Source organism: Actinokineospora auranticolor (assembly GCF_041897805.1).
GTDB classification, from domain to species: domain Bacteria; phylum Actinomycetota; class Actinomycetes; order Mycobacteriales; family Pseudonocardiaceae; genus Actinokineospora; species Actinokineospora auranticolor.
On sequence record NZ_CP154825.1, the window covers coordinates 7,111,756 to 7,128,186 of the forward strand.

Below are 16,431 nucleotides of genomic sequence, written 5' to 3' on the forward strand. Positions count from 1 at the left end.
GTCGCGGTCCCGTCCCCCGATCGGCCCACACCTCAGCGGAACTCGCCGCGCACCAGGTTTTCCAGGCGGGTCAAGGCTTCTCGCGCGTCCGGGCCGGTGGCGCCGACGGTGATCCGGTCACCGGCGGCGGCGCCGAGGCCCATGAGCGCGAGGACGCTGCGGCCGTCGGCGGAGCGGTCGCCGAAGCGCACGGTGACCTGGGCGTCGAGACCGGCGATGGCCTGGACGACCTGGCTCGCGGGGCGCGCGTGCAGACCGGTCTCGTTGGTCAGCAGCAGCGTGACGCCAGCCGTCTCACTGTCCACTTCGGTCTGATCGGCCAGTGCGGACGCGGCGGCGGAGAGCACGCCGTCGAGGTCGGCCCCGGCCTGGGCCGCGACGGCACCGGCGACCGCGCCCTCGACCAGGGGCGCGTCGACGACAGCGGCCGATTCCGGGTCGCCCAGCATCTCCACGGCGAGATCGGCGACCATCTTGGCGCTGCCGAGGTCGTAGAGCAGAACGACGCCGTCACCGGACTGCGCGCGCTCGACCGCCTCGGAGACGGCCTCGAAGTCGGTGCCGAGCCCACCGTCGCCGTCCCCACCGGCGGCGATGATGACCACGTCCGGTGCCATCTGACCGGCGAGTTCGACCACCCCGGCGGCGAGTGCCGCGCTGTGCGAGACGATGACGATGCCGACGGTCACGACGCCGCCTCGGCGAAGGCGCGCAGCACGAGCGCGGTCGACCGGGCACCGGGGTCTTGGTGGCCTATCGCGCGTTCGCCCAGGTAGGACGCTCGTCCCTTGCGCGCGACGAGCGGGATCGTCGACTCGGCACCCCGCTCCGCCGCCGTCGCGGCCGCCGCCAAGGAGCCCACTTCCGCCGCCGGCGCCAGCGCGTCCACCATCGTCTTGTCCCCCACTTCCGCTTTCCCCCGCGCCACAACGCCTTCCAGCGCGGCTCGCAGGGCTTTGGCCACCAACTCCGGTGTCAGCTCGGTCGCGTCGCCGACGGCCGTGGCGGCACGCAGGAAAGCCGTGCCGTACAGCGGTCCGGCGGCGCCGCCGACCTTGGAGATCAGCGTGGTGGCGACCAGCTTGAGCACCGCGCCCGGAGTGTCCGGTGTGGACTCGTCGAGGGCTTGGACGACGAATCCGAAGCCGCGCTTGAGGTTCTCGCCGTGGTCGCCGTCGCCGATGGCCTGGTCGAGGCGGACGAGTTCGTCCCGGTGCGCGGTGACCACCGCGGCGGCCGCCCGGACCGCCGCCGCCACGGCCCGCGCGTCGCAGCCCACCTACGCTCCCCACCGCAGGGCCGCGGTGCGCACGGGCGCGTCCCACAGCCGGGTCAGCTCGTCGTCCAACCGCAGCAGGGTCAGGCTCATGCCCTGCATCTCCAGGCTCGTCACGTACGGACCGACCAGGCGACGGGTGACCGTGATCCCCTTGTCCACCAACGACTGCTCGGCGATGCCGTGCGCGAGGTAGAGCTCCAGCAGGGGTGTGCCGCCCATGGAGTTGGTGAACAGCAGCACCTCGTCGCCCGCGGCGAAGGGCAGGTCGGCCAGGACCGGTTCCAGCAGCGCGGCGACGACGCCGTCCGCGTCGGTGAGCCGTTCCCGGCGGCGGCCGGGCTCGCCGTGGATGCCGATGCCGACCTCCATCTCGTCGTCGGCGAGGGTGAAGCTGGGCTCGCCGACGTGCGGCACGGTCGGCGCGGTCAGCGCGATGCCCATCGAGCGCGCGCCCGCCACGGCGGCGCGCGCCACGCGTTCGCAGGTCGCCAGGTCCGCGCCCGCCTCGGCGGCGGCGCCGACGACCTTCTCCACCAGCACCGTGGCACCCACGCCCCGGCGGCCCGCGGTGTAGAGGGAGTCCCGCACGGCCACGTCGTCGTCGATCAGCACGGTGCGGACGTCGACGCCGTCGGCGGCCAGCAGCTCGGCGGCCGTCTCGAAGTTGAGCACGTCCCCCGTGTAGTTCTTGACCAGCAGCAGCACCCCGGCGCCGCCGTCCACGCGGGACACCGCGGCCTGGATCTGGTCCGGGGTCGGGGAGGTGAACACCGCGCCGGGGCAGGCCGCGTCGAGCATGCCCGGGCCGACGAAGCCGCCGTGCAGCGGCTCGTGCCCGGAACCGCCGCCGGACACCACGGCCACCTTGCCCGGGCGCGGCCCGTCGGCGCGGCTGACCACGGCCGGGTCGGTGGTGACCCGCAGCAGGTCCGGGTGCGCGGCGGCCAGCCCGAGCAGCGACTGGGCGACCACCGCGGCCGGGTCGTTGAGGATCTTCTTCACGCGGGCCTCCCTGGCTCGAGGGTCCGCCTTCCTTCCTACACCGGCCCGGCGGGCTAGCGCTTGGGCAAACGGGGGATCAGCGACTTGGCCACGGTCTGGGTCTTGGCGCAGACGTCCTCGCCCGCCTTGGCCGAGTAGCGGCTGAACTCCAGGCTGACCACCTCGGCGCGCTCGTTGTCGCCGGGGAACGCCGCGTGCGCCCACTCCAGCCTGCACCGGGCGCCGGTCTTGACCTCGTTGAGCTGCTGCGCGGTGACGCCGTCGCCGAGGTTGACCGGGGTGGTCTTGGACGTCTCGGCGAGGTCGTCCGGCTTCATCGCGATGCGGAAGCGCAGGGAGAACGACACGTCGTCGCCGTTCCAACCGCACCCGTGCAGGCCGTTGGGGCGGGTTCGGGGACCGGTGCCGACCACGGTTTCGAGCACGGCGTTGGAGAACAGCGTGCACGGTTCGAGCGCGCGCAGCGTGCGGTTGTCGACCTTGAGCTCCGGCGCGCCCTCGCGGATCCGGTTGACCGCGGCCTCCAGCAGCGCGCGGCCCGGGGTGCAGGAGTCGCTCGCGTCGCGGGTGCCGGTCTGCACGGTGATGCCCTGGTTGGCGTTGGTGTCGGTGATCGCGGTGAGGAAGCAGGCGGTGTGGTCGTCGAGTTCGGTCTGGGCCAGCGGCAGGCCGCCGACGGTCTTGCCGTCGGGTTTGACCGTGGCGGTCTCGCCGATGGTCAGGGTGAAGTTCAGGTCCTTGCCGCGGGTGTCCTTCATGTAGTTGGAGCACTGGGCGTAGTCGCGCAGCCGGTTCTCCGCGGGTTCGCCGAGCCCCTTGAGGGTCTTCTCCGCCATCAGGCCGCAGGGGTCGACCTCGCGCAGCGCGTCGAGGGTGAACGCGGCTCCGGCCGACGTCCGGCTGGTCGTCGTGGTGGGCTTGGCGCCGGAGGTGGTGGGTGGCCCGGAGGTCCCGCCGAACCCCGCGTCGGGGGCCAGGTGGGTCCGCTGCGGGTTGGCCCACTTGCCCCGGTCGACGCCGCAGGAGACGAGCAGGATCCCGGCCAGTACGGCCACCGTCAGTCGAAGTACAACGCGCACGGCCAAACGGTAACCACCCGACCGGGCCTGCGGGGACTGAATCCCGCTACGCGTCCTCGGGCGCGCGTTCCCCGGTCTCCTCGGTGGGCACGGTGAGCGGTCGCCAGCGCACCCAGAGTGCGAACAGCAGCGCCGCGCCCAGCATGCCGACGCCCATCCACAGGTTGACGTTGATGCCGCCCGCCCGGTCGAGGTCCTCTTGGGACGTGGTGGCGATGCCCATGACCGTGAGCACGAAACCGTAGACGCCGAACAGCAGGGCCAGCACTCCGCGCAGGTCGAACAGCCCCGCGCGCTTGTTCCCGCTCATCGTTTGCCCCCTCACCAGAAGACGATGTTGAGTACCAGGGTGATCGCGAGCACGCCGCCCGCGAGGACGACCGGTTTGCGGTACCAGCCCGCGTTCTCCCCGGTGTCGTCGTGCCGCAGCTGGTCACGCGGGGTGAGCGACCAGACCAGGCCGACCAGTTCGCTGTCCGGCTTGGGCCGGGTGAGCAGCGACACCACGACGCTGAGCGCGATGTCGACCACGAACGCCGCGCTGGCCGCCACGAAGCTGGCGCCCTGGCCCGCCAGGTGCAGCACGTCGTTGCGGTTGAGCACGTCGATGGTGACGGCCGTGCCGGTACCGGCGATCAGCCCGAGCCCACCGGCCAGCGGGGTCATCCGCTTCCAGAACATGCCGAGGATGAACGTCGCGAACAGCGGCGCGTTGAAGAAGCCGAACAGGGTCTGCAGGTAGTCCATGATGTTGTTGAAGCTGCTGGCGATGAACGCCGTGCCGATCGCGACCACGCAGCCGACGACGGTGACGAGCCTGCCGACGCGCAGGTAGTAGTCGTCGGGTTTGTCCTTGCGGACGTAGGCCTGCCAGAGGTCGTAGGTGAAGACGGTGTTGAACGAGCTGACGTTGGCGGCCATGCCCGCCATGAACGCGGCCAGCAGACCGGTGATCGCGATGCCGAGCATGCCGTTGGGCAGCAGGTCGCGGATCAGCAGCAGGATGGCGTTGTTGTAGGTGACGTCGCTGCTCTGGCCCTGCTTGAGCGCGGCCAGCTCGGGGACCAGCACCGCGGCGATCATGCCGGGGATGATGATGATCAGCGCGATGAAGGTCTTCGGGTACGCGCCGATGAGCGGCGTCCGGCGGGCCGCGGACATGCTCTTGGCCGACATCGCCCGCTGCACCTCGGCGAAGTTGGTCGTCCAGTAGCCGAAGGACAGCACGAACCCGAGCCCGAAGACGATGCCCAGGACGGACAGCGTCGCGTCGGCGATGCCCGTGAGGTTGGTGCCGGGCCAGGAGGAGAGCTGGACGGCGGCGGTACTGGGGTTGGCGGCGGTGATCTTGTCGACCAGCCCCTGCCAGCCGCCGACCTTGTGCAGCCCGACGAAGGTCAGCGGCAGCAGCATCGCCACGATGACGAAGAACTGCATGACCTCGTTGTAGACCGCGGCCGACAACCCGCCGAGCGAGGTGTACGCGAGCACGATCGCGGCGGCGACCACCACGCTGAGCCACAGCGGCCAGCCGAGCAGCAGGTTGACGACCGTGGCCAGGGCGAACAGGTTGACGCCCGCGATGAGCACCTGCGCGGTGGCGAAGCTGAGCCCGTTGACCAGGTGCGCGAACTTCCCGAAGCGGCGCAGCAGGAACTCGGGGACGCTGCGGACCTTGGAGCCGTAGTAGAAGGGCATCATGACCAGGCCGAGGAAGACCATGGCCGGGATGGCGCCGATCCAGTAGTAGTGCATCGTCGGCAGCCCGTACTGGGCGCCGTTGGCGGTCATGCCGAAGATCTCGACCGCGCCGAGGTTCGCCGAGATGAACGCGAGCCCGGTCACCCAGGCGGGCAGGGACCGCCCGGAGAGGAAGAAGTCGAGGCTGCTGGACACCGACCGCCGGGCGAGCGCCCCGATCCCCAACACCATGACGAAGTAGACCGCCAACAGGACGTAGTCGATGGGTGCCGCGTCGAGCCGCAGGTCGGCATCGGCCAGAAGGTGCATGTCCTCACCCGCCGTTCACCTCGCAGTGATCACCGGCACAGCATCCACCCGCCCGGCGCACCCTGCATGACGAACGTTCAACCAGTCCGCTATAGCCGATTTGACCGATGTGTCGAGCCGCTGCGGCACCGCGGCCCGACCACCGGTGGCATCACATTCGCGGGCGTTCCCCCAGCCCTGCGGAGAGGAAAGCCAAGAACCGAACAGCGGACGATTCGGAAATGTCCACTTTCTGTCCAGGATTCTTCGAGTCGCGAATTCCGAGCCCCGTCGGAGTCCAGGCGAGCTCGACACAGTTCAGAAAAGCCTCGCTCCTGGTGCTCTTCCGCCACGCGGCGACACACGGTGTCATGAAATCCTCCAGGCCGGTCCGATGAAACGGTTCATCAAGTATTCCGACGGCTCGTGGAGAATCACATCCGCTGGTCGGGTGGCGAGAAATCCCCGTTTCGCCCAACGCGCGCCGGATGCTCGGGTTCCACCGCCGCGCGATCGGCCGGGCGCACAGGTCACAGATCGGACATCCACCGCACACACCGTGCTAGATTCGATGTCACATGACTGCATGACCCGTGACAGCGATTGGTCCGGCGAGCCTGCGCGGCGGGGCGCGCACGCCGGATCCCCCACCCCCGGAGGTCTCACGTGGCACACCTCCCTGCCCCCGCGGTCCCCGGCCTGCGCCTGGGGGCGGAGCTGCGGCGGCTGCGCGACGCCGCCAAGCTCACCCAGCAGCAGGCGGCGAAGGCGCTCGACTGGTCGACGCGCACGCTGATCCGCAAGGAAAGCGGCGTCGGCCGGTTCACCGCGGCGGACGTGCACGCGCTGCTGGCCGTCTACGGGGTGACCGACCGGGCCGAGGTCGAGAAGCTGCTGGAACTGGCCAGGGAGACCAGGCGCCCGTCGCCCTTCGGCAAGTACCACGACGTCGTGCAGCCGCAGTTCCTGACCTTCCTGGCGCTCGAAGGGGCCGCGAAGGTGATCCGCCAGGTCAGCACCGTCCTGTTACCCGGGCTGTTGCAGACCGGCGGCTACGCCCGCGGTCTCCAGCCGATCGACGGCACCTCCGAGGAAGACCTCGCGCTGCAACTCGAACTCCGGCGGACCCGCCAGGGGCTGCTGGCGTCGGACCGGTCCCCCGCGTACACCGTCGTCCTCGACGAGTCGGTCCTGCACCGGCGGGTCGGCGGCCCGGGCGTGATGGCCGACCAGCTGCGGCACCTGCTCGACCTGGTCGAGGCGGGCAAGGTGGACGTGCGGATCATCGAGTACTCGGTGGGCGCGCACCCGGGCCTGCGGGAGTGCTTCGCGGTCTTCGACCTCGCCGCGGAGAGCGACGACCCGGTCCCCACCAGCACGGTCGTGTTCATCGACCACCCGGTGCACAGCGCGCTGGTCCGCGAGGACGAGCGCATACCCCACTACACCGCGACTTTCGAGGCGTTGACCGCGCTCGCGCTCACCGCCGAGCAGAGCACCCGCCGCTTGGCGCACGAGATCTCCCGCTATACCGACGCGTAGGCGCTTTCCCACGAACCGCGACACGCGCCGGGTATTTCATTCACCAGGAGTCAGTGATGAGTGAGCAGGCTGGCACCCAGCCATCTGCCGATTCGGGGGACGAGAAGAAGGCTGTCGAGCCGAGCACGAACCCGACGACGGCGGGTGAACGACGCCCGGCGCTGCACGAGTCCGTGGCGGCCATGCACAAGGAAGCCGTCAGTTCCGATGCCAAGGCGCGGCGCACCCAATCACTTCTGCACACGATCTTCGGCTGGCTCGGGGTGATCATCGCGGGGCTAGTGGCGGCCGGTTTCCTCGCTCAGGGAAACGTGCCAGGGCTGCCCTGGGTTCTTTCCGGCGTGGTCGCCGCGGCCGCGGCGGTCGGTCTGGTCCGCAAGGTGGTTCGGTGGTTCAAGGGGAAAGGTCATCGGAAACGGTGAGCGCTCGCGGATCGGGGCCAGCACCGCGATGACCCGGTCGCCCGCCAACCCGGCGAGCACGACGGCCGCGAGGCCGATCCCCAGCGGAACTCCCCAGTTCTCCGGTCCCACAAGGCGCCGCGCGAGCACCGCTAGTGCCACGGCGACCAAGCCCGCGGCGGTGCAGTAGCAGACGGCCGCCACCGTCCGATGTGGACTCCTGCCGGTCATGGCGCCGAACTCCGGGTGGCTAGGTCCGCGGCGGGCACGGAGAACAGCTTTTCGACGAGGCCAGGCCCGCGCTTCCCCCGACGCGGACGACCCCCGGGCATAAATCTTACGGCAAGCGGCTCGCCAAATGTGTTCACGATGGGGTGATCATCGATCACCCTCGGTTGTTCACGTCGGTTCACATTCGGCTCGCTCACCCAACCACCGCCCCACCAGTCGATAGTTGATCTTGACACGGGCGCCGCGGACATTCAACGCCGTGCCACGCAGCAAAGGTCGCCCGACATCGTCCCGGTGTTACGCCGCCGCGCCATATCCTGCGCGAACAGACCAGCCGGGAACCGCCTCCCTGGCAAATTCGCACACCGTTCGGGAATCGCCCCGGGAGATCGAATGCACATCCATATGCACGTGCATTTCACATGGGCCGATTCCCGCCGAATGGACTCAGACCTTTGTCACCCTTTTCAGGTCGCGGATCGGCGGGGTGGCGATGAGGGCGACGGCGCACACGGCGGCCGTCGCGGCGGCCACGTAGAGGAGTTCGTGGATGCCGAACAGGGCGCTGGCCGGGCCCGCGATCGCCTGGCCGAACGGGACCGCGAGGATCGAGCCCGCCACCTCGTACGCCGCGACCCGGTTGAGCTTGTCCTCCGGGATCTGGGTCTGCACCGTGGTCGCCCACTGCACGCCCCAGAACGCCCAGCCCGCGCCGCTGATGGCGTAGCCCAGGATGAGCAGGGGGACACCCGGGACCGCGGCGGCGGCCAGGGGCATGAGCGGGAACAGGAACATCGCGATGCCGCCACCGAAGAGGGGGCGGGACGGGCGCAGGCGGATGGCCACCAGGCCGCCGAGGACGCTGCCCAGGCCGAAAGCCGCCTCGGCCCAGCCGAAGGCGGCCTTGCCGTGCGCGTCGATGATGGACGCGGCGCCCAGCGGGGTGATCGGGCCCCAGACCAGCACGCCGAGCAACCACCAGATGAGGATGACCGACCAGAGCCAGGAGCGGGACCGGAACTCGTACCAGCCGGCGCGGAGGTTGGCCAGGGTGGACTCCGTGCGGTCGACCTCGAAGCGGGGCACCTTCAGCAGCAGGAGGCACACCCCGCTGACGCCGAACGTCACCGCGTCCACCGCGAAGGCCCACGCCGTCGAGGTGGACGCGACGAGCACGCCCGCCAGCGCCGGGCCGATCATGGTCGCCACGCCCTGGCTGACCCGGAGCACCCCGTTCGCGTGCTGCGGGTCGGCCGCGACCTGCGGCACCAGGCTGGTGAGCCCGGGCTGGAACATCGCGGTCGCGATGCCGCCGAGCACGGAGCCGACGATGATCACCCACAGGGGCGGGTGGCCCAGCCAGAGGTAGACCGCCAGCCCCACCTGCAACCCGCAGCGGACCGCGTCCGCGCCGACCATCTGCGGCAGCGGGTGGAACCGGTCGGCGAACACCCCGCCGAAGACCACGAACAGCGCGAAAGCGCCCATCCACGCGCCGAGGGCGAAGCCGACGCCGCTGACCCCGTAGCCGAGCCCGAGCACCGCGACCGACATGGCCACCGGGACCATCGCGTCGCCGAGCATGGACACGATGCGGGCGACGAAGTAGAGGGTGAAGTTCGACGTCCACAGGCGCTGCGGCGGCGCGACGACGGGGATCGACATGAGCGCATCGTAGGTGCGCGGATCCGGGCCGCCGCAGTGATTTTGCCTACCGGACGTCCAAGTCGGACAGTCGCGCCGGATACAGTTCGACGAAACAGTTACTTGTCGCTCACGGGAGGCGCACGTGTCCGTTCGGGAGGCCGTCTCGGCGCGGGGGCTCGCGGTGCGCGCGCGGCACCGCCGCAACCCGTACCGCTACCTGCTCGACGACGCGCGGCTGGCCGACCTGCTGCTGGACCTGGGTCTGCGCCGCGCCGAGAGCATCTGGCGCAACCACAACGACCCCGACGCCGCGCGCGGGCCGTACCCGCGCGACAGCATGGGTTTCGTGCTGCTCGACCCGACCGCGCAGCCGTGGGAGACGCACGAGGAGGCCGTGCTCGCCGCCATCACCGTCGGCGCGGAAGGCCACGCGTACCTGGCGAACGCCGCCGCGAAGGCCGCGGGCCACCGCAGGCTCGGCCGCAACTACGGCGAGGCCGTCCTGGTCGACCCGCACCTGTGCGGCACGGACGCCTTCCGCTACGGCCACTCCGCCGACGTCCGCGGCGTCATCGCGGGCGCCAGTTCCCAGTCCCCGGACCAGGACCTCGTCGAGGCGGGCCTGCTGGCCGCCGACTTCGTCGACGCCATCACCGAACACCACCGCGCGTGGGAGGCGACCACCGGCAAGGGCCGCTGGCTCAACGCGACCGACACCCCCGGCCCGGAAGCCGCGGCGATGGTCGCGTTCTTCGACGGGAACTGAGTCAGAACAGCCGGAACTCGTCGGATTCGATGCCGCGGAGGGCGTCGTAGTCGAGGGTGACGCAGCGGATGCCGCGGTCCTGGGCCAGTACCCGGGCCTGGGGTTTGATCAGCTGGGCGGCGAACACGCCCTGGACCGGGGCCAGCAGGGGGTCGCGGTTGAGCAGTTCGAGGTAGCGGGTCAGCTGCTCCACGCCGTCGATCTCGCCGCGGCGCTTGATCTCCACGGCGACGGAGGTGCCCTCGCCGCTGCGGCACATGATGTCGACCGGGCCGATGGCGGTCGGGAACTCGCGGCGGACCAGGGTGTAGCCGTCGCCGAGGGTGGTGATGTGCTCGGCCAGCAGCTCCTGCAGGTGCGCCTCGACGCCGTCCTTGACCAGGCCGGGTTCGGGGCCGAGGTCGTGCGCGGTGTCGTGCATGACCTCCTCGATGGTGATGACCAGCTTCTCGCCCGCCTTGTTCTGCACCGTCCACGTCCCGGGCTCCTCGGTGAGCCAGCAGGGCGGGGTCATCCAGTTCAGCGGCTTGTACGCCCGGTCGTCGGAGTGCACCGACAGCGAACCGTCGGCCTTCACGAGCAACAGGCGGTTGGCCATCGGGAGGTGGGCGGTGAGCCGTCCGGCGTAGTCGACCTGACAGCGAGCGATCACTAGACGCACCCGGGCAGGCTATCCCGCCGCCGCCCCAGGGCAGGATCAGGGTGTGGAAGCACTGGAGACGACGCAGGTCTACGCCAACCCGTGGATGACCGTGCGCGAGGACCGCATCCGGCGCGCCGACGGCAGCCCCGGCCTCTACGGCGTCATCGACAAACCGGACTACGCCCTGGTCATCCCCCTCGACGGCGACCGGCTGACGCTGGTCGAGCAGTACCGCTACCCCCTGGGCCTGCGCCGCTGGGAGTTCCCCCAGGGCACCGCCCCGGACCTGGCCGACCTCGACCCGACCGAACTGGCGACCCGCGAACTGCGCGAGGAGACCGGCCTGCGCGCCGGGAGGATCACCCGCCTCGGCACCCTGGACGTCGCGGCGGGCATGTCGAGTCAGCGGGGCCACGTCTTCCTGGCCACGGAGCTGACCCAGGGACCGGCGGAACGCGAACCGGAGGAGCAGGACATGCGCACCGCGTGGTTCACCCGCGCCGAGTTCGAGTCGATGATCGAAATCGGGGAGATCACCGACGCGCAGTCCATCGCCGCCTACACCCACCTGCTCCTGCACGAGCGCGGGAACGCCTGAACTCACAGCACGCCGGTCACCTTCGCGGTCAACTCGGCCTTCGACGACGTGGTCTGGATCATTTCCTGCGAGGAGAAGTTCGCGACCTTGCCGCTAATGGTGAAGTGCCCGATCTGCGGTTCGTCGCCGCCGTTCATCTCGTAGACGACGGTGAACTCCTGACCTTCGGGGAGTGGGGTCGAGCCCGTGTACGCGGGCTCGACCCGGTAGGTGATGTTGCAGCCCGCCGCGCCGAAGCAGTGCTTCTCCAGCACGTTCACCGCGACGGTGAAGTCTCCGGGCTTGGGCAGCGGATCCGGCGTGGGAGTGGCCGCCGTGGTGGCCGCGACCAGCACCTCCGCCGCGTCACCCGAGCCCGCCGGGTCGGTACCCGCTTTCCGACCGCCGAACGCCGCGCCGCCGAGCAGGAATCCGACCAGCAGGGCCGTGATGACGAGAACGCCGCCGTTGAACCGCCTGCGCTTCTTCGTCGCGATGTCGGCGGGTTCGGGCTTTTCCGGGTTCTGCTCGATCATGGCGATCCCTTTTCCGGGTCGGTGTGCGAGTGACGTCGCCGGGGGTGGGAACGGTGTTATCCAGTGACGGCCGTTGTCGTTCGTTCGAGTGAGCCGTCACCGGAAGGGGTCAGACCAGGCCCGCCTCCTGGGCCAGGACCGCCGCCTGGACGCGGGAGCGGAGGTCGAGTTTGGTCAGGACCCGCGAGACGTGGGTCTTCACGGTGGCCTCGCCGATGCCGAGCCTGCGGCCGATCTGCTGGTTCGACAGCCCCTGCCCCAGGCAGACCAGCACCTCCGACTCCCGCTCCGTCAGCTGGTCCAGCCCCGGCGGCGGCTCCTGCGCGCGCGGCTCGTGCGCGGCGAAGGCCCGGATCAGCCGACGGGTGACGCTGGGTTCGATGACGCCGTCGCCCGCGGCCACGACGCGGATGGACTCCAGCAGCCGGGGGGCGTCGACGGACTTCAGCAGGAAGCCGGACGCGCCTGCGCGCAGCGCGCCGTACACGTACGAGTCCATGTCGAAGGTGGTCAGCACCAAGACCGGGCAGACGCCGTCCGCGACCAGCCTGCGGGTGGCCTCGATGCCGTCGAGCTCCGGCATGCGGACGTCCATCAGCACCACGTCCGGTTTCAGCGCCACGGCCTTGCGCACCGCGGCGGCCCCGTCGGCGGCCTCGGCGACGACCTCGATGTCCGGGGCGCCGTCGAGGATCATCGTCAGGCCGGTGCGGATGGCGGCGTGGTCGTCGGCGACCAGGACTCGGATCGTCACCGTTCCTCCAGTGGCAGTTCGGCCCGCACGCGCCAGCCGGTCGGGCGGGGACCCGCGACCAGGGTGCCGCCGACGGACTCCGCGCGCTCGGTCATGGTGATCAGGCCCGCGCCGACCGGGTTCGGGAGGGCGGCCCGGCCGTCGCTGTCGACCTCGACGACCACCGCGGCCCGCTCCCGCCGGACGTCCACCCGCACCTTCGCGCCCGGCGCGTGCTTGAGCGCGTTGGTCAGCGCTTCCTGCGTTATCCGGTACGCCGACAGGTCTACCGCGGCGGGCAGGTCGTCCACACCCGACACCGCCACGTCCACCTCCAGTCCCGCCGCCCGCGCCGAGCGCACCAGTTGGTCGAGCTGGCGCAGCCGGGCGGGCGCCGTGAGCCCGTCCTGGGTGCCGTCGGGCGAGCGCAGGACGCCGATCATGGCGCGCATCTCGTGCAGGGAGGCCAGGCTGTTCTCGCGGACCGACCGCAGCACCGTCCGCGCGCGCTCCGGGTCGGCGCCCGGGGCCATGGTCAGCAGGGCCTCGGTCTGGATGGCGATGGCCGAGATGTGCCCGGCGACCACGTCGTGCAGGTCGCGGGCCATCGCGGCGCGCTCGGCGGTCACGGCGGCGGAGCGGTCCAGCTCGGCGATGCGGGCGAGGCCGTCGGCGCGGGCGCGTTCGGCGATGGCGATCTCCCGCTGCTGGCGGACGTTGAGCGCCCACCACGCGGGCAGCGCGGGCAGCGGGCAGGTGCTCAGCATGATCAGCAGCGCGGTGCGCACGTCCGGGGCGATGATCACCGCGATGACCACCACCGCCGCGAGGTAGACCCACACCAGGGCGATCAGGGCGCGGCTGGCGCGACGGGACCCGTAGAGCACGGCCGCGTACAGCAGGTCGCCGAAGGCCAGCAGGACCGCCAGGTCCAGGCCCATGGCGAGGTTGAGGTTCAGCAGCACCAGCCCGATCAGGAACGCGCGGACCGGGGCGCGGTGGCGCAGCAGCTGCAGCGCGCTCAGCGCGGTCAGGATCAGCAGCCGCGCCCACATCGGACCCGGGAGCAGGTCCACATGCACCAGGCGCGGGAAGTCGATGAAGTACAGCACCACGCCCAGCCCGAAGGCGAGTACGATCTGCCACGCGCCGCTGCGCCCCGCTCTTGCCACCGCGCCATCACAGCACACCGCCCGGTGCCGCGTATCAATCGAAAGCCGGGGCACCGGTCAATCAAAGGGATGACTCGGGCAACCCGGGTTTCCATCCTTTCGCCGATGCGTCGGCCCCGCGGGTCGCGGGAAGCTCGACGCCGTGGACATCACGATGATCGGACTGATCGCGGCGTGCGAGGTGGGTTTCTGGGTGCTGCTCGCCGCCGGGCTCGCCGCGCGCTACCTGCTGCGCCTGCGGCGGGTTGGCGCGGCGCTGCTGGTCGCCACGCCGGTGCTCGACATCGTGCTGCTCACCGCGGCCGTGGTCGACATCGGCCGCGGCGCGCAGGCGTCGACGGGGCACGCGCTGGGCGCGGCGTACCTCGGCTTCAGTGTCGCGTTTGGACACACAGTGTTGCGCTGGGCCGATCAGCGCGTGGCGCACCGGTTCGCGGGTGGGCCGCCGCCGTGGCGGCCACCGGGCCGAGGGACCGGGGAGCGCGTGCGGTACGAGTGGCGGGAGTGGCGCAAGTGCCTCTTAGCCTGCGGGGTCGGCATCGTGGTGCTGGCCCTGCTGTCCTTTGTGTTCGGAGAACCCGGGCGGACGGAGGTGCTCTGGCAAGGCTGGATCCCGCGACTGGGAACGGTGGCGCTCATCTGGCTCGCCGCCGGTCCGGTGTGGACTGTTATGGAGTATAGGAAAGCGGTATCACATCGGTGAAAACCCTCAGGGAGGTCATGGGCGTCGTGGGCCGCAGGTAGAGCGCGGGTGTCGGGCGGTTCGGCGGGGTGGCGGGTCGTGCGCCATACGCTCGGCGGAGCCGGGCCGGGCCGGGCGGTGGTTCGTTGTCGCTGGTCGGCGAGGCGCTGCCGTGGTCCACCCGCGAGTGGGGGGCGCAGCGCGGGCGAGCGGGGGTTACCGCTCGCCGACGCGGGGGTTGACAGCGCCTATTGGTCTAGTCCATTTTGAGGTGGTCTCGATCACCCTGCACCCGCACATGCCCCTTTGGAGGCAGCCATGACGTCCCACGCGAAGCGTGCGCTCGTCGCCATGCTGTCCGCCCTGTCCGTGACCGCAGGACTCGTCCTGGCGTTCTCCGGCAGTGCCACAGCCGCCAACCTGGTGGCCAACCCCGGTTTCGAGTCCGGCTCGCTCGCGGGCTGGACCTGTTCCGGCGGTAGCGTCACCAACAGTGACAAGCACGGGGGTTCGTACGCGCTCAGCGCGGCCCCGGCGGGCGCGGACAACGCCCGTTGCTCGCAGACCGTGACCGTGAACCCGAGCTCGCGCTACACCCTGACGGCGTGGGTGAAGGGTTCGTACGTCTACCTCGGCGCCTCCGGCACCGGCACCACCGACGTCAGCACCTGGAACCCGGGCGCGGGCGCCTGGACGCAGCTGTCGACCTCGTTCAGCACCGGTGCCAGCACCCGGTCGGTGACCGTCTACCTGCACGGTTGGTACGGCCAGCCCGCGTACCTGGCCGACGACGTGAGCCTCGACGGCCCGGGCACCCCGCCCAGCACGCCGCCGTCGTCCTCGACGCCGCCGTCTTCGTCCACGCCGCCGTCCTCGTCCACGCCGCCGTCCTCCTCGACTCCGCCGTCGTCCTCCACGCCGCCGTCGTCGTCGACCCCGCCCACCAGCAACCCGCCGGGTGACGGCAGCCTGCCCAAGCACGTGCTGACCGGCTACTGGCAGAACTTCTACAACGGTGCCAAGGCGCTGACCCTGGCGCAGGTGCCGACCACCTACGACATCATCGCCGTCTCCTTCGCCGACGCGGTGCCCGCCACCCGCGGCGCGGTGGACTTCAACCTCGACGAGGGCCTGTCCAAGCAGCTGGGCGGCTACACCGAGGAGCAGTTCAAGGCCGACATCAAGACCGTCCAGGCCCGCGGCCAGAAGGTCATCATCTCGGTCGGCGGCGAGAAGGGCACGATCTGGGCCGGTGACACCGCCTCCGCGACCGCGTTCGCCAACAGCGTCTCCGCGCTGATCCGCGAGTTCGGCTTCAACGGCGTCGACATCGACCTGGAGAACGGCGTCAGCGCCCAGTACATGGGCCCGGCGCTGCGCACCATCTACGCCAACGGCGGCAAGGTCATCACGATGGCGCCGCAGACCATCGACGGCCAGTCCGCGCAGCAGCCGTACTTCCAGCTGGCCCTGGCGGTCAAGGACATCCTGACCATCTGGAACATGCAGTACTACAACTCCGGCACGATGCTGGGCTGCGACCAGAAGGTCTACTCGCAGGGCACGGTCGACTTCCTGACCGCGCTCGCCTGCATCCAGCTCCAGGGCGGCCTGCGCCCCGACCAGGTCGGCCTCGGCCTGCCCGCCTCGCCGTCCGGCGCGGGCGGCGGCTACCAGAGCCCGGCCAACGTGAACGCGGCGCTGAACTGCCTGGCCAAGGGCACCAGCTGCGGCACGTTCAAGCCGTCGACCACCTACCCGTCCATCCGCGGCGCGATGACCTGGTCGATCAACTGGGACGCCTCGAACGGGTACGCGTTCGCCAACTCGGTGGCCGCGAACCTGAAGACCCTGCCGTAGGAGGCTGACCAGTTCGGGCGTGTGCGGCGGGACGAGGGTGCCCGCCGCGCACGTCCGCACCAAGACCGCCCCCGAGGCCGCGCGGAAAACCGTGCGACCTCGGGGGTTTTCAGTCGCGGGGTTGTCGAGCACCAGCAGGTGACCAACGCGCTCCCGGCGAACGCCGCGGACCCCGGAGCCCCCCGCGCGGACGGCCGTGGACCGGGGACGACCTGAGCGGCAAGCTCATCGACCAGGTCGTCGAGAACTCCGCCGGCGGCTTGGGCCGGGTCGTCCCGGTGCGTGGGCGTGT

18 protein-coding genes are annotated in these 16,431 nt (G+C 70.7%); 6 read left to right on the top strand and 12 right to left on the bottom strand.

Features of this window, described 5'->3' with window-relative positions; translation table 11 throughout:
• Positions 1-32: 32 nt before the first annotated feature.
• The 7 genes from dhaM to V5P93_RS30905 form a co-directional block, all read right to left on the bottom strand.
• Complete coding sequence (gene dhaM, locus V5P93_RS30875) at positions 33-689, bottom strand: dihydroxyacetone kinase phosphoryl donor subunit DhaM (RefSeq protein ID WP_104482154.1); 657 nt, start codon at positions 687-689, stop codon at positions 33-35.
• Entirely contained in the window at positions 686-1,279 is a 594-nt protein-coding gene (gene dhaL / locus V5P93_RS30880; protein ID WP_104482155.1) for a dihydroxyacetone kinase subunit DhaL, read from the bottom strand. Before dhaL ends, dhaM begins: the two co-directional genes overlap by 4 nt.
• Positions 1,280-2,281 carry a dihydroxyacetone kinase subunit DhaK gene (gene dhaK, locus V5P93_RS30885; RefSeq protein WP_104482156.1) on the bottom strand — a complete coding sequence of 334 codons (1,002 nt, stop codon included), beginning with the start codon at positions 2,279-2,281 and terminating at the stop codon, positions 1,280-1,282.
• Positions 2,282-2,334: 53 nt separating this feature from the next.
• A complete protein-coding gene (locus V5P93_RS30890) occupies positions 2,335-3,360 on the bottom strand; it encodes a hypothetical protein (RefSeq protein WP_146108275.1) in 1,026 nt (341 codons plus the stop codon).
• 46 nt (positions 3,361-3,406) lie between these two features.
• Positions 3,407-3,670 carry a hypothetical protein gene (locus V5P93_RS30895; protein ID WP_104482158.1) on the bottom strand — a complete coding sequence of 88 codons (264 nt, stop codon included), beginning with the start codon at positions 3,668-3,670 and terminating at the stop codon, positions 3,407-3,409.
• An 11-nt stretch (positions 3,671-3,681) separates the two neighbouring features.
• On the bottom strand, positions 3,682-5,370 hold the full coding sequence (locus V5P93_RS30900; RefSeq protein WP_104482159.1) for a sodium:solute symporter family protein: 1,689 nt from the start codon (positions 5,368-5,370) through the stop codon (positions 3,682-3,684).
• Between the two features lie 151 nt (positions 5,371-5,521).
• On the bottom strand, positions 5,522-5,722 hold the full coding sequence (locus V5P93_RS30905) for a DUF397 domain-containing protein (protein ID WP_104482160.1): 201 nt from the start codon (positions 5,720-5,722) through the stop codon (positions 5,522-5,524).
• Positions 5,723-6,015: 293 nt separating this feature from the next.
• On the opposite strand from V5P93_RS30905, the gene V5P93_RS30910 reads away from it, so the two are divergent.
• Complete coding sequence (locus tag V5P93_RS30910; RefSeq protein ID WP_181043794.1) at positions 6,016-6,891, top strand: helix-turn-helix transcriptional regulator; 876 nt, start codon at positions 6,016-6,018, stop codon at positions 6,889-6,891.
• A 56-nt stretch (positions 6,892-6,947) separates the two neighbouring features.
• Positions 6,948-7,313 (top strand): hypothetical protein, encoded by a 366-nt coding sequence (locus V5P93_RS30915; RefSeq protein WP_146108276.1) that lies wholly within the window; start codon positions 6,948-6,950, stop codon positions 7,311-7,313.
• A gap of 657 nt (positions 7,314-7,970) precedes the next feature.
• On the opposite strand, the gene V5P93_RS30920 is transcribed toward V5P93_RS30915, so the two are convergent.
• Positions 7,971-9,188, bottom strand: a complete 1,218-nt coding sequence (locus V5P93_RS30920) for an MFS transporter (protein WP_104482163.1) — start codon at positions 9,186-9,188, stop codon at positions 7,971-7,973.
• A 124-nt stretch (positions 9,189-9,312) separates the two neighbouring features.
• On the opposite strand from V5P93_RS30920, the gene V5P93_RS30925 reads away from it, so the two are divergent.
• Complete coding sequence (locus V5P93_RS30925; protein WP_181043795.1) at positions 9,313-9,936, top strand: hypothetical protein; 624 nt, start codon at positions 9,313-9,315, stop codon at positions 9,934-9,936.
• A gap of 1 nt (position 9,937) precedes the next feature.
• Here V5P93_RS30925 and nucS read toward each other — a convergent pair whose 3' ends face one another.
• A complete protein-coding gene (nucS, locus tag V5P93_RS30930; RefSeq protein ID WP_181043796.1) occupies positions 9,938-10,597 on the bottom strand; it encodes an endonuclease NucS in 660 nt (219 codons plus the stop codon).
• An 85-nt stretch (positions 10,598-10,682) separates the two neighbouring features.
• On the opposite strand from nucS, the gene V5P93_RS30935 reads away from it, so the two are divergent.
• Positions 10,683-11,177, top strand: a complete 495-nt coding sequence (locus V5P93_RS30935; RefSeq protein ID WP_104482186.1) for an NUDIX hydrolase — start codon at positions 10,683-10,685, stop codon at positions 11,175-11,177.
• A 2-nt stretch (positions 11,178-11,179) separates the two neighbouring features.
• On the opposite strand, the gene V5P93_RS30940 is transcribed toward V5P93_RS30935, so the two are convergent.
• The 3 genes from V5P93_RS30940 to V5P93_RS30950 all read right to left on the bottom strand — a co-directional run bounded on the left by V5P93_RS30940 (position 11,180) and on the right by V5P93_RS30950 (position 13,597).
• Positions 11,180-11,692, bottom strand: a complete 513-nt coding sequence (locus V5P93_RS30940) for a hypothetical protein (protein ID WP_104482165.1) — start codon at positions 11,690-11,692, stop codon at positions 11,180-11,182.
• Between the two features lie 109 nt (positions 11,693-11,801).
• Positions 11,802-12,446, bottom strand: coding sequence for a response regulator transcription factor (locus tag V5P93_RS30945; RefSeq protein ID WP_104482166.1), 645 nt, complete (start codon positions 12,444-12,446; stop codon positions 11,802-11,804).
• Entirely contained in the window at positions 12,443-13,597 is a 1,155-nt protein-coding gene (locus tag V5P93_RS30950; protein WP_245931632.1) for a histidine kinase, read from the bottom strand. The genes V5P93_RS30945 and V5P93_RS30950 overlap by 4 nt, the downstream gene beginning before the upstream one ends.
• Positions 13,598-13,751: 154 nt before the next feature.
• Between V5P93_RS30950 and V5P93_RS30955 the strand changes: the two genes are divergently transcribed.
• Positions 13,752-14,300 (top strand): hypothetical protein, encoded by a 549-nt coding sequence (locus V5P93_RS30955; RefSeq protein WP_104482188.1) that lies wholly within the window; start codon positions 13,752-13,754, stop codon positions 14,298-14,300.
• A gap of 297 nt (positions 14,301-14,597) precedes the next feature.
• The gene (locus V5P93_RS30960) at positions 14,598-16,139 is read left to right on the top strand and encodes a chitinase (RefSeq protein ID WP_104482167.1); all 1,542 of its coding nucleotides are present in this window, start codon (positions 14,598-14,600) and stop codon (positions 16,137-16,139) included.
• The last annotated feature ends 292 nt before the right edge of the window (positions 16,140-16,431 follow it).

Coding starts and splice junctions, on each gene's coding strand:
- V5P93_RS30905 (WP_104482160.1), bottom strand. CDS start 5,722: ATGACACCGTGTGTCGCCGCGTGGCGGAAGAGCACCAGGAGCGAGGCT.
- V5P93_RS30935 (WP_104482186.1), top strand. CDS start 10,683: ATGACCGTGCGCGAGGACCGCATCCGGCGCGCCGACGGCAGCCCCGGC.
- V5P93_RS30900 (WP_104482159.1), bottom strand. CDS start 5,370: ATGCACCTTCTGGCCGATGCCGACCTGCGGCTCGACGCGGCACCCATC.
- V5P93_RS30920 (WP_104482163.1), bottom strand. CDS start 9,188: ATGTCGATCCCCGTCGTCGCGCCGCCGCAGCGCCTGTGGACGTCGAAC.
- V5P93_RS30955 (WP_104482188.1), top strand. CDS start 13,752: ATGATCGGACTGATCGCGGCGTGCGAGGTGGGTTTCTGGGTGCTGCTC.
- V5P93_RS30915 (WP_146108276.1), top strand. CDS start 6,948: ATGAGTGAGCAGGCTGGCACCCAGCCATCTGCCGATTCGGGGGACGAG.
- V5P93_RS30940 (WP_104482165.1), bottom strand. CDS start 11,692: ATGATCGAGCAGAACCCGGAAAAGCCCGAACCCGCCGACATCGCGACG.
- V5P93_RS30960 (WP_104482167.1), top strand. CDS start 14,598: ATGACGTCCCACGCGAAGCGTGCGCTCGTCGCCATGCTGTCCGCCCTG.
- V5P93_RS30895 (WP_104482158.1), bottom strand. CDS start 3,670: ATGAGCGGGAACAAGCGCGCGGGGCTGTTCGACCTGCGCGGAGTGCTG.